Source organism: Flavobacterium piscis, from assembly GCF_031457575.1.
GTDB classification, from domain to species: Bacteria; Bacteroidota; Bacteroidia; order Flavobacteriales; family Flavobacteriaceae; genus Flavobacterium; species Flavobacterium piscis_A.
Map to the genome: position 1 here is coordinate 180,539 of NZ_JAVDWQ010000002.1, position 12,719 is coordinate 193,257.

Consider the following 12,719-nt stretch of genomic DNA (forward strand, 5'->3'; position numbering starts at 1 on the left):
TTTGTATGTTCGCTTCGGAAAAGTCTTACCTACTAAAAGCTTATTAGCTGTTTCATGTCCACGCCAAGCGCGTCAGCAAGATGTGTTAGATAGATTAGGGACGGACTAATCCTGCCGTTTTCAATACGGCTGATATAGGAGATATCCAAATCGCTGTCAATAGCAAGCTGGGCTTGAGTAAAGCCTTTGTCTTCGCGAATTTTCTTAAGGTTGGCTCCAAAATTTTGTAAATATTCTTTGTCTTTATCCCTCACAGGACAAAATTCAGAGTTCTAATAATAAATACTGTAGGACGTACGTCCAAGTTAAAGATAAAGTGAGAAATAATAATCTTTTCGAAATTTACAAGCTTATTAAGATAGCCTTTTGCGTTTTTCTTTATATCGCACAAGCTTCTGGTCAATCTGTACCCAAGACAGATTTGCCCGTAATTCAACCAACTCTTCCAACTCTTATTTTACCGAGTATGGATAATTTTATTATACCTACTTCAAATTATTCAACTTCATCTGGTAATACTTATCAGCAACAGCAAAATAGGCGTATTATGAACGAAGTAGATCAGCATGAAAAGCTTCGTCAAGAGACTTTGTACAGTGTGAAATCTGACATAGATGAACTACGATCTGAAATTCATTACGATCTACCATCTAAATCAAACATAGAGGGTACATCCGCATATAAGATTCTTTTTGATAAGATGCTTACGTTGGACGTAAATAATTATTCCGTAAAAGGTGTAAATTTTGATATTGAAAACGCGTATTTCAACAATAAAGCAGATAAGTCCCAATTTGACCAAATTATACATCATACTGGAGAATTTCTGACTGCTAAAATGAAAGAATTAAAATATGATCATAATAGCAATTCAGCAAAAAATTATATACTGTTTCAGTTTTTTTCGGAGGAAATGAAATTAGGGAAACAAACGCATTTGCCTTTCAAATACGATTTTGAAGACTATATGGGTGTTAAAGATTATTCAAAGATGTTTGTGTCCAAACTCCTTTCCACAGGTTCTGGACAGTGTCATTCATTGCCTCTATTATACCTTATTCTTGCAGAAGAAATTGGTGCGGAAGCTTATTTATCTCTATCACCGAATCATTCATATATACGCTTTCCTGATGATCGCGGAAAATGGTATAATATTGAATTGACCAACGGAATGTTTTCAACAGAATCTTATATCTCTCAATCTGGTTATATCAAGTCGGAAGCCCTACAAAATAAGATTTATATGGAAAATTTATCAAAAAAGGAGCTACTATCAAAACACTTTTCAGATTTAGCTGAAGGCTATATTCATAAATTCGGGTATGATGAATTTGCCCAAAGTGTTATCGACAAGGCACTTGAATTGTATCCTAATAGCATATCAGCAAATATGATTAATGCAAATCTTGCTACTGTACGCGTGAAATATGTAGTGAAGCAATTAGGAATTGATATTTCTGATGGTAAGGAACGTGAAAAGATTCTCAATTATCCTAAAGCAGTGGAACTTCTTAAAGAAATGCAAAAGCAATATGCTGTTATTGATAATTTAGGATATGAAAACATGCCGCCGGAAGAATATCAGAAGTGGCTTCAATCCATGAAAGGCGAAAAACAAAGGGAAGAAACCAAGGTTATTGAAAAACAATTTAAGGGTGCAATAATTAAGTCAACAAAACAATTAAAGGATTAATGAAAAGATATTTACTACTATTTTTACATATTATATTCACGGGGTTTGCTGTAGCACAAAGCCAAGAAACGCTGTACATGAACAGCTTCAACACACTTAACAGTATGCTGGCCGACGGTACTAAATATAATTTCAAACAGGCTGTGTTTTCAGTCGAAAATGCATATCTGCAAGGAAAACTGGACATTGCTGAAGTTGATAAAGAAATCCATATCCTCACCGCTGTGTGTAACTCTCTTGTAGAAGGTAGGTTTTTAGCATATCTGGAAAATGATAAAAAGGACGTAAATAAGTGGGCAGCTGCATATCAGGTAATGTGCGACAGCATTCCAATTGTTATAAAAGACAAACAGTATAAATATATCCCTTTCCGTTATGACTTCGATGATGTATTTGGAAATCAAGACATAAGCAATATGTTTGTATCAAAACTGTTATACACCCGCAAAGGGAACTGTCATTCATTACCTTATTTGTATAAGATTTTATGCGAGGAACAAGGAACTACAGCACATCTAGCCTTAGCGCCAAACCATGTTTATATTAAGCACCAAAATAAAAAGAACGGATGGTATAATACTGAGCTAACCAGCGGAATATTTCCTAATGATTCATGGCTAATGGCTTCTGGTTTTGTCCACTTGGATGCCATTAAAAACGGTGTGTATATGAAAGCTCTTAATAACAATGAAAGTATAGCAATTTTATTGATAGATTTAGCAAACGCTTATCAAAAATCCTTTCCTGAAAATGACGGTCTCTTCCTTATGAAATGTGCTGATGCTGCAATTGGTGCATATCCAAATTTTGCAACAGCACTTATTTTAAGAGCAGAACTTCATAAGAAGCAAGTAGAAAATGAGGCAGACAGTAAAAAAGCAAATGCAGATTTTAAACTTTTGGAAAAAGAATATGCACATATCCATGAAATTGGTTATCGTTTCATGCCAGAAGAAATGTACCTTAATTGGCTCGTATCATTAAAAACTGAAAGGGAAAAGTACGAAAACAAAAAATTGAATACCTTTAACAAGCAATAAACCAGATCAATGAGAAAAAATTATTTTTTAATACTACTGCTGCTTTTTGCGGGTTCTATGTTAGCGCAGGAGAAATTATCGCAGGAAGAAAAAGCCCGTCGTGAAAAGAATATTGAAGCAGCAAATCCTTTTAAGCAGTTTGGCTATAAAGCAAAAGTCGCAACCTTAAGCAAAGGGAAATATCTTGAAGTGCATGACCTTGATAGTATTGTCACCATAGGGTCTGTAAAGTTTCATGTAGATAGGAAAGAAATCGTAGGAAATGTAGATAAGGATACTATAAATGGTATATATGCAAGACCAATAGGCGACATGCCTAGCAGATGGCTTTCTCCAGACCCACTGAGTGAAGAATTCTCAAGCTGGTCCCCATATTCATTTGTGTTTAATAATCCAGTAAGATACACCGATCCTACGGGCATGGCTCCTGATGATGTTATCATTACCGGTGCTCAGAGCCAGGCCGCTTTGCAGGAACTACAAAGATCTGTTCAAGGACAACTAACTTTGGCAATGGATGCAGGAGGCAGAGTAAGTTACACGCAAAGTGGCACTGGTCCGCTTACTGCAGATGCTGCACAATTGATGACTGCTGTTGACGATCATTCGGTTACTGTTAATGTATCAGCAACAAGTAATACTACCACATCAACAGGAAATTTATATATAGGTGGTGCTTTCATGGGTAATACTGTTGCACCAGGTGATCCTTTGCTAGGAGGCGGTAATACGGTGAGTGCAAATCAAGAAATTAATCCTGGAGTACTATCAGCTCTGAGCACAGCATATTCTAAACCAGGTGCAGACACTCTACATGAAGTCACCGAAGCTTATCAAGGTGCTACTCTTTCGAAGGCAAGTGGAGTAAGCTCTGGTACGGCAAGCCAAGCCGGCTCCGTGTATCAGCAAGCACATAATGCTGCTACTCCCCAATCTGGATCAGTGGTGCAAGAAGTTTATGACGCAAATAATAATGTAGTCCCACAAGCTGCCAATGGAGGGTATCCAAATGGAGTTCGTGCAGAGTTTATAGCAAGACATGGAACACCTAATCCTGTTATTATACAGACATTACCTTAAACATTCATAATATGAAAAATTATATACTTGCAGTTAGTGCTATAATATTTATTGCCTTAAGTTGTAAATCTAGTCTTCCAAATAGAGTAAGTGAAAATTTATATAGAATCTATAAAATTGATTCTATTAATGACTACTACCTTATCTACGCTAAAAGAGGCGACTCCTTGTTTAAAATAGTTTCTAAAAAAGAACTTGTCGGAAAGCAACAGGAAATAAAAGTGAATAAGTCTTATCCATTAAAACTACATTCTAGAAGGGAAAATTTGCCTACGATTGGTGGAGTAAAACTAGAGCCAATGAATTATCTAGATGTGGAATGTTTTGGGTATGATAAAAATACGACTATCTGTATTGAAAGAGATTCAATAAATGATCTTCATTATGCAGAAAACATCAAAGGGAAATATTTTATAAAACAGTAATAACCTAAGAAATAAGGTTGTCGGTTGGAGTTAATTTGTACCATCCATTAATTTTTGGATATCCTCATACCGATAGTACATTAACCCGCCGATTTTGTTGTAAGGAATGGTACCGTTCACCCGCAGATTTTGCAAGGTTCCAGCGGAAATATTTAGAAGTTTACGAACCTCGTAGCTTTTAAGCCATACACGAGCTTCCTGACCTTGTTTCCGCGGATATTGCTGATATCTCCGAATTTCTTCTAACAGTTCTTTTTTAAATCTTTCAAGGTCATCCCGGGTAATAAGATCTACATTCATAATTCACACTTTTAAATTGAACAATATCTAACTTAGATTTTGACAGTTTTTACAAACCATTTGCAAATTAAACTCATGAGTGAATTGAAAAGGTAATAATGACCATGTTTGGCTGATTGTGGCTTCCCTTTACCAGAGAAATGCGGTTGTTATCATATACATACACAAAAGGTGGTCGATATCGACCACCTTTTAAATTTCTATATTTTTGATTGTCCTACACACTAGTAGACATTCGTTGTTTAAGATTATTCATGTCTTCACTAAGCTTGCACTCTACAACCTTTGCATATATCTGAGTAGTTCGAATACTGGTATGGCCGAGCATTTTTGAGACGCTTTCTATTGGTACCCCATTGCTCAGTGTAACAGTAGTCGCAAAAGTATGACGCGCTATATGAAATGTCAATGTCTTGGTTATCCCACAGATATCAGCAATCTCTTTCAGGTAGCCATTCATCCGCTGATTTGAAATTACAGGGAAAACTGTACCGTTATTCAGAGCCCTCGGATCATTTCTATACTTCTCCATCAATTCTATTGCCTGTGGCAGCAGCGGCACACGTACACCTGTATCTGTTTTAGCCCTGATTGTAGATATCCAAAGTCCTCCGTCTATGCCTGTTACAATTTTGTCTGTGGTAAGTTCAGCAAGTTCAATATAGGAAAGACCTGTATAGCAGCTATACAGAAACATATCTCGAACATGCCTTAACCGTTCAATAGTAAACTCTTTATTTGCTAATGATATTAGCTCTTTGTTGTTTAATGACTCCCGGTCAACTTTATCAAAATGCTTCTTGAAACTAGCGAAGGGATCTTTGGACAGCCAATCCAACTTAACAGCCATATTTATCATTTTGCGCAGCCTTTCAATATGCTTCATGATTCCGTTATTGTTCAGTGGCTTTTGGTGGTCCTTGGGAACATAATTAAAAAGGTAGCGTTCAAAGTCTAGAATAAATTTATACGTAAGCTGTGAAAGGAGTAAGTCATTCCTGTAATATTTCTCTCTTAGGAATTTTTCGATATACCGCTGCGTTGTGTAGTAGTTTTTCATAGTTCCCGGAGCAAGTTTAATTTCCTGCTGCTCGTTATGATATTCTATTAGGGATAATAATGTTGGTGCCAAATGATCCGTACCCAGTACCTTATCGCGGATTGCAGGTCCATCTATCGCCGCATCATTCAATAACATCTGCTGATATGTATTTATAATTTTTGCCTTGAATTGGTTAAGAAACATGTTAAGTTCAACAGTTTCTTTACGGCTGCCCTTTGCCATTCCTTTTCTTTCATCCCATTCATTTGCGTTTACCGAACGCTTTACGGAAATCTCAGTGCGTTTTCCATTTACAGTAACCCTGGCGCATATTGGCGCCCTGCCTTGTATGGAGGTCTTTTGTGTCTTTAAATAAAAGAGCACCCCAAATGTTGTAGTAGCTGTTTTCATATCTCAAAAATTTAATGTTCAGATCATTTGCACATTAAATGGGTCCCAAGAGAGCTGGATTTCTGCTGAAAACCGACATACTCAGAAAAGCATCAAATGTTAAAATTTGAGCACAACAGACTGAAAACGATGGTATTAAAATGATTTTTGGGACCTAAAGGTAAAAAAAGAAAAGGGGTAGCCGAATAGGTCCCATTTTCTTTGATATAACTTGAATATTTTGGAGGTGAATAAAAAAGAAAACCCCTTAAATCCAATGATTTAAGGGGTTTTGACGGCCTTTGAAGGCGTTAGTGTCGGGGTGGCAGGATTCGAACCTGCGGCCTCCTGCTCCCAAAGCAGGCGCGATAACCGGGCTACGCTACACCCCGTAAGCGGGTGCAAATATATAACTATTTTTTGCTTATCCAAAACAATTTAAGAAATAAGAAATATTTTTAATTATCAGACATTATAGTAAGTGTGAATCTTTAATCTTACTATTTCAATTAACATGAAAAGAACAAAAAAAAGAATGTTCGTATTAAAATGTTATTATATTTACAAAATCATAACATAATACTATCTTCTTATGGAAAGCTTTCTTCTGGTTGCGTTATTTTGTTTTCTAATCTATATATTAAATACTATCAAAGGCCGTTTTAACAATCTTGAAGATGACATTCAAAGACTGAGTAAAAAAATAGATCTTTTAAAAACAATTGAAAAACCTGTCGAAAAACCATCAGTTGCGCCTCTTGTAATTCCGAAGGAAGAAATCAGTTTTGAAAAACCAAAAGAAGAGAAACTGGCTCCAGCTTCCATCGTTAAGAAAGAAGTTCCGGAGGAAAAAACAGAAAAAGTTGTTTTTTCTATGGAAAGCAAAGCAACTCCTGTTACTGAAAAGATCACTACAAAACCAATAACCCCAATTGTTCCCAAAAAATCATTTTGGGAGAATTTCAAAGAACAAAATCCTGATTTAGAGAAATTCATCGGTGAGAACCTAATCAATAAAATTGGAATTTTAATTCTCGTTTTAGGCATCAGCTATTTTGTAAAATATGCTATTGATAAAGATTGGATTAACGAACCGGCGCGTGTAGGAATAGGTGTTTTATGCGGTGCATTGGTTATGGGAATCGCCCATAAACTGCGCAAAAATTATGCTGCTTTCAGTTCTGTAATTGTTGCCGGAGCGATTGCGATCTTTTATTTTACTATCGGAATCGCTTTTCATGATTATCATTTATTTAATCAAAGTGTAGCTTTTGGAATAATGGTCGTAATTACCGCATTTAGCGCACTCATTTCATTATCATACAACAGAGTAGAATTGGCAGTTTTATCATTAATAGGTGGTTTTGCAGTTCCGTTTATGGTAAGCACCGGCGAAGGAAATTATATAGTGCTGTTTAGTTACATCATCATTCTGAATATTGGAATTTTAGCTATTGCTTATCACAAAAAATGGAATCTTGTCAATATACTCACCTACATTTTCACCGTGTTACTTTATGGAGGCTGGCTGGCTAATGATTTGGCAAACGCCAAACCCCATTATCCTGGCGCTTTATTATTTGGATTTGCCTTCTATTTTATTTTTATTTTAATGAATATCATTAATAATATAAGAACAAAAGGAGAATTTTCTAAAACCCAATTAACTATTTTAGCAAGCAACACCTTCTTATTTTATGCAGCGGGAATGGCCGTTTTATCTAACTTCCATCCTGAATTAAGAGGCCTGTTCACTACAATTATTGCATTATTAAATTTAACTTATGCCTGGTTTTTGTATAAAAAATTCGGTCTTGACAAAAAAGCAGTTTATTTGCTTATTGGATTAACACTAACTTTTATAACGCTTGCAGTCCCTATTCAGTTTGAAGGCAATTACATTACATTATTCTGGGCAGCAGAAGCTGTATTATTATTGTGGCTTTCTCAAAAATCAAAAGTTTCAAGCTATAGATTCGGTTCTGTAATTGTACATGCTTTGATGGTTATCAGCTTAATAATGGACTGGAGTCTTATTTATAATCGCAGTCTGCCTTTAACCATAATAATCAATCCAATATTTATAACAGGCCTCTTTGCCGTAGCATCATTATTGACTGTTTGGTATTTATTAAAAAATGAAAATGAAAATTTCACTCTTTTCAGTATTGCTTTTAATACTGAAAAATATAAAAACTACATTATAATTTTAACCATCGTAATTTCGTATATAACAGGTTTTCTTGAAGTCACTTACCAATCCAACAGTCATATAGAAAACAGCAATAGTGCTATTGCACTCCCTATCTTATATCATTTGATTTTCTCTGTGTTACTATCTTTTGCTTCACTTAAAAAGAAAACAGATTCACGATATCAGGCAGTTATTGTAATTGCAATTACTAATATTGTCCTGTTTACTTTTGGATTTTCAAATTATTCGTTTTTTGAACATACCGATATAATTGCAACCGGAAACGGACAGCCAATTGCCTTTTATCTGCACTACATTTATTTGTTTATCATTTTATACTTTGGCTATCTATTATTTCAAATTAACGGCAAAATAAATTTTAGTATTTTTCAAAACCGTTATTTTGTTTGGGTTGTTGCATTTTTTATAATTTACATAGCCAGTTCAGAAGTTATGCTTCACGGTCTTGTACTAATGAATTCTCCTGTTACGTTACAAGACATACAGTCAAGCCCAATGTATGCCTCATTCAAATCTGATTTGCCGTACATACAAGGGTATATTGCTGATGAAGTTATTGAAATGGCAAGAATTAAAATAATAAAAACAGGTTTTCCGGTTCTTTGGGGAATTTTGGCTTTTGTATTTTTAATCATTGGAATAAAAAAACAGCATAAAACATTGAGAATTATTGCCTTGAGTCTGTTGGGACTAACTATATTAAAATTATTTTTATACGACATCAGTAACATTTCTGAAACCGGAAAAATAATATCGTTCATCCTTTTAGGAATCTTAATTCTGATTATCTCTTTTGTTTATCAAAAAATAAAAGTTTTAGTTATTGATGAAAACAAACCAGCTGAAACAAATGAAACTAAATAATTTTTTTATACTCTTATTTTTGACAAACTTTTCGTTTGGACAATTTCAAGTAACGGGAAAAATAAAAGATATCACAGAAAATGGTTTCCATGAAATTCTTTTATCTCCGGATATCCGTTCGTTTTCGAAGCAGGACTTAAGTGATATCAGAATTTTTAATTCGAAAGGAAATGAGATCCCTTATTTTATTCAGAATAATTCAGAAGCATTATTAAATACTTTTGAAGAATATACCATTGTTTCGAAAACGGTTTTCCCTAAAAAAAGCACTTCAATCGTTATTGCTATACCCTCAACTCAGAATAACAATCAGCTCACACTTTTTATTGCTAATGCCGATGTTGAAAAAAACTATTCAATATCAGGAAGTAATAATCAGAAAGAGTGGTTTGGGATATCCAATTCAAAAGTGTTATATGATTTGAATAGTAGAACCGAAGCGAGTGTTGTCAAAACCATTTCGTATCCGTTGAGCACTTATAAATATCTAAAAATAGACTTTGATGACAGAAAAACACTTCCTGTAAATATTTTGAAGGCTGGAAATTTCAATACACAAATTCAAAAAAAATCATGGCTGGAAATTAAGCCAAAGAGATCGCCAACAACAGAAGATCAATCTAAAAAAGAAACTCAGATACATGTTATTTTTGATGGTCCGCAAATCATCAATCAGATAATTTTTGAGATTTCGAAACCAACTTATTATAGCCGCAAAGCCATTATTTACAAAAAAGCAACACAGAAGACAAAGCGAAAATCTCAAATATACAATCAGGAAATTGCCTCATTTGAGTTAAATTCAAACACAAAAAACAGTTTCACAATTCCGGAAATATTCGAAAAAGATTTTTATATCAAAATAGAAAATCATGATAATCTGCCTTTATCAATTTCAGCAATAAAATACAATCAGAAACCCATCTCTATCATTGCTGATTTAAATGCAAATGAAAAATACAATATAAAAACAGGTGATAAAAATTTAATTGGGCCACAATATGACCTTTCAGGTTTCAAAAACAATATACCTGATAATTTACATCAAACATCGATTTATGATATTACACAAATAGCAGACATAAAAAACAAATCCGAAGAAAAATCTGTCTGGCAGCAACCCTGGTTTATGTGGACATGTATTTTATTTGGTGCAGCTACTATTCTGTATTTTACCGCCAGCTTAATAAACGATTTAAAAAGAAAAGATTAAATCTGTTTTAGGAATTTTAAATCTGAAACAAGGCTATTTCCCAAATACAAAAAGTCCGAATAGAGAGAAATTTCGGAGTTATAATTTATAACAAACACCCACCACACAGCGACTAATCAAAGTTTAGCAAATGTTAACAAAATAGATTTTCAAAAACCATAAATAATTGTATTTTTACGGTTCAAAATTTAGAAAATAAATGGGCAAAATCATTGCGATTGCTAATCAAAAAGGAGGCGTTGGAAAAACTACTACATCAGTAAATCTTGCAGCCTCATTAGGTGTTTTAGAGAAAAAAGTATTATTAATTGATGCTGATCCTCAAGCAAATGCTACATCCGGTCTTGGAATTGACGTAGATTCTGTTGAAATTGGAACCTACCAGATACTTGAACATAGCCATACACCTAAAGAAACTATTGTAAAATGCACAGCTCCTAATGTTGATGTTATTCCGGCTCACATTGATCTTGTCGCCATTGAAATAGAATTGGTCGATAAAGAAAACAGGGAATACATGCTAAAAAAAGCATTAGAAAGTGTTAAGGATGAATACGATTTCATTATTATTGATTGTGCACCATCTTTAGGCCTGTTAACTTTAAATGCTTTAACAGCAGCAGATTCTGTGGTTATACCTATCCAATGCGAGTATTTTGCACTTGAAGGTTTAGGAAAATTATTGAATACAATAAAAAGCATCCAAAAGATTCATAATCCTGATCTGGACATTGAAGGTTTATTGTTAACCATGTATGATTCAAGATTACGTTTATCCAATCAGGTTGTTGAAGAGGTTCAAAAACACTTTAACGATATGGTATTTGATACTGTAATTCAGAGAAATGTTAAATTAAGTGAAGCTCCTAGTTTTGGCGAAAGCATTATTAATTATGATGCAACCAGCAAAGGTGCTGTTAATTACATTAATTTAGCTCAGGAAATTATAAAGAAAAACAGCAAATAGTTTTTTATGACAAAAGCAATTAAAAAGCAAGCCTTAGGAAGAGGATTATCAGCCTTATTGAAAGATCCTGAAAATGACATTACATCAGTAGAAGACAAAAATGCTGACAAGGTTGTTGGAAATATTATTGAGCTGGAAATAAGCGCTATAGAAATTAATCCGTTTCAGCCCAGAAGCAATTTTAATGAAGAGTCGCTACGGGAATTAGCCACTTCTATCAAGGAACTTGGTGTAATCCAACCTATTACTGTTCGTAAATTAGATTTCAATAAATACCAGTTAATTTCCGGAGAACGTCGTTTACGTGCTTCAACTTTAGTTGGTCTGACACATGTTCCGGCTTACATCCGTATTGCTAATGACAATGAATCATTAGTTATGGCTTTGGTGGAAAACATTCAGCGACATGACTTAGACCCTATCGAAATTGCGCTTTCTTACCAACGTTTGATTGATGAAATTCAATTAACGCAGGAACAAATGAGTGAGCGTGTAGGAAAAAAACGTTCTACGATTGCCAATTATTTACGTCTTTTAAAATTAGATCCAATTATTCAAACAGGTATTCGTGATGGCTTTATCAGTATGGGGCACGGTCGCGCAATTATCAACATTGAAGATTTAGATATTCAGACCGATATTTACCAAAAAATAGTTAGCCAGAATTTATCTGTTCGTGAAACAGAAAGCTTGGTAAAAAACTATCATGAAAGCCTTAAACCAAAAGCAGAAGGAAAAGCAAAAACTGATTCTTCATTTATGGTTAAAGAAACTCAAAAAAACACTTTCAATGATTATTTTGGTTCAAAAGTTGATATAAAAGTCGCTGGTAACGGAAAAGGGAAAATCACGATTCCGTTTAACTCAGAAGCTGACTTTAACAGAATTATAAAATTAATAAACGGGTAGTGAATAAAATTGTCCCCATAAGTCTATTGTTCTTTCTCTTAGGAACCGTCTCTCTTTTTGCCCAGGTAAAAGAAGAAACGGTTTTAATCGCTAAAGACACTACCAAGTTGCAGGAAATAGACCCGCTTACACCTGCCAAAGCAGCATTTTATTCTGCTATCTTGCCAGGTTTAGGACAAGCATATAATAAAAAATACTGGAAAATACCTTTGGTTTATGGTGCTATTGGTACTAGTTTATACTTTTATCTCGACAATAATAAAAAATACCATGAAGTTAGGGATGAATATAAAAGAAGATTAGAAGGTTACGAAGGAGATGTAAAATTTGTGAGACTTGATGATTCACGATTAATTGATGCACAAAAATTTTACCAGCGTAATCGTGATCTATCCTCATTATTTGTTATAGGCTTTTATGTTTTAAATATAATTGATGCCAATGTTGATGCTGCATTAATTCAGTTTAATGTTAACGAAAGATTGTCTTTGCGACCAGAAATTTATCCCAGCGATGTAACTTTTAAACCAAATGTTGGACTAACTTTTAATTACAATTTTTAAATAGGTTTTATTTCTTAT

Annotated in this window: 12 protein-coding genes and 1 tRNA gene; 9 read left to right on the forward strand and 4 right to left on the reverse strand. The window is 34.3% G+C overall.

Annotated elements, in window-relative coordinates; all coding sequences use genetic code 11:
- Positions 1-32 precede the first annotated feature (32 nt).
- Entirely contained in the window at positions 33-254 is a 222-nt protein-coding gene (locus tag J2W48_RS03765; RefSeq protein WP_026726915.1) for a helix-turn-helix domain-containing protein, read from the reverse strand.
- Positions 255-316: 62 nt separating this feature from the next.
- Between J2W48_RS03765 and J2W48_RS03770 the strand changes: the two genes are divergently transcribed.
- The 4 genes from J2W48_RS03770 (at position 317) to J2W48_RS03785 (ending at position 4,238) form a co-directional block, all read left to right on the forward strand.
- Entirely contained in the window at positions 317-1,693 is a 1,377-nt protein-coding gene (locus J2W48_RS03770) for a hypothetical protein (protein WP_310278301.1), read from the forward strand.
- Positions 1,693-2,733, forward strand: coding sequence for a hypothetical protein (locus tag J2W48_RS03775; RefSeq protein WP_310278304.1), 1,041 nt, complete (start codon positions 1,693-1,695; stop codon positions 2,731-2,733). The genes J2W48_RS03770 and J2W48_RS03775 overlap by 1 nt, the downstream gene beginning before the upstream one ends.
- A 312-nt stretch (positions 2,734-3,045) precedes the next feature.
- Entirely contained in the window at positions 3,046-3,813 is a 768-nt protein-coding gene (locus tag J2W48_RS03780; RefSeq protein ID WP_310278307.1) for an RHS repeat-associated core domain-containing protein, read from the forward strand.
- Positions 3,814-3,824: 11 nt separating this feature from the next.
- Positions 3,825-4,238 carry a hypothetical protein gene (locus J2W48_RS03785; RefSeq protein ID WP_310278309.1) on the forward strand — a complete coding sequence of 138 codons (414 nt, stop codon included), beginning with the start codon at positions 3,825-3,827 and terminating at the stop codon, positions 4,236-4,238.
- A gap of 30 nt (positions 4,239-4,268) precedes the next feature.
- Here J2W48_RS03785 and J2W48_RS03790 read toward each other — a convergent pair whose 3' ends face one another.
- The 3 genes from J2W48_RS03790 to J2W48_RS03800 all read right to left on the reverse strand — a co-directional run bounded on the left by J2W48_RS03790 (position 4,269) and on the right by J2W48_RS03800 (position 6,362).
- Positions 4,269-4,538, reverse strand: coding sequence for a helix-turn-helix domain-containing protein (locus J2W48_RS03790; protein ID WP_310278312.1), 270 nt, complete (start codon positions 4,536-4,538; stop codon positions 4,269-4,271).
- A gap of 217 nt (positions 4,539-4,755) precedes the next feature.
- A complete protein-coding gene (locus J2W48_RS03795) occupies positions 4,756-5,991 on the reverse strand; it encodes a site-specific integrase (protein WP_310278315.1) in 1,236 nt (411 codons plus the stop codon).
- Positions 5,992-6,287: 296 nt separating this feature from the next.
- Positions 6,288-6,362, reverse strand: a tRNA-Pro gene (locus tag J2W48_RS03800).
- A 200-nt stretch (positions 6,363-6,562) separates the two neighbouring features.
- Here J2W48_RS03800 and J2W48_RS03805 point away from each other — a divergent pair.
- The 5 genes from J2W48_RS03805 (at position 6,563) to J2W48_RS03825 (ending at position 12,701) form a co-directional block, all read left to right on the forward strand.
- On the forward strand, positions 6,563-9,049 hold the full coding sequence (locus J2W48_RS03805) for a DUF2339 domain-containing protein (RefSeq protein WP_310278318.1): 2,487 nt from the start codon (positions 6,563-6,565) through the stop codon (positions 9,047-9,049).
- The gene (locus tag J2W48_RS03810) at positions 9,036-10,262 is read left to right on the forward strand and encodes a hypothetical protein (protein WP_310278321.1); all 1,227 of its coding nucleotides are present in this window, start codon (positions 9,036-9,038) and stop codon (positions 10,260-10,262) included. Before J2W48_RS03805 ends, J2W48_RS03810 begins: the two co-directional genes overlap by 14 nt.
- Positions 10,263-10,461: 199 nt before the next feature.
- Positions 10,462-11,229 (forward strand): ParA family protein, encoded by a 768-nt coding sequence (locus J2W48_RS03815; RefSeq protein ID WP_310278324.1) that lies wholly within the window; start codon positions 10,462-10,464, stop codon positions 11,227-11,229.
- Positions 11,230-11,235: 6 nt separating this feature from the next.
- Positions 11,236-12,138 (forward strand): ParB/RepB/Spo0J family partition protein, encoded by a 903-nt coding sequence (locus J2W48_RS03820; RefSeq protein WP_310278327.1) that lies wholly within the window; start codon positions 11,236-11,238, stop codon positions 12,136-12,138.
- Positions 12,138-12,701, forward strand: coding sequence for a DUF5683 domain-containing protein (locus tag J2W48_RS03825; protein WP_310278331.1), 564 nt, complete (start codon positions 12,138-12,140; stop codon positions 12,699-12,701). Before J2W48_RS03820 ends, J2W48_RS03825 begins: the two co-directional genes overlap by 1 nt.
- The last annotated feature ends 18 nt before the right edge of the window (positions 12,702-12,719 follow it).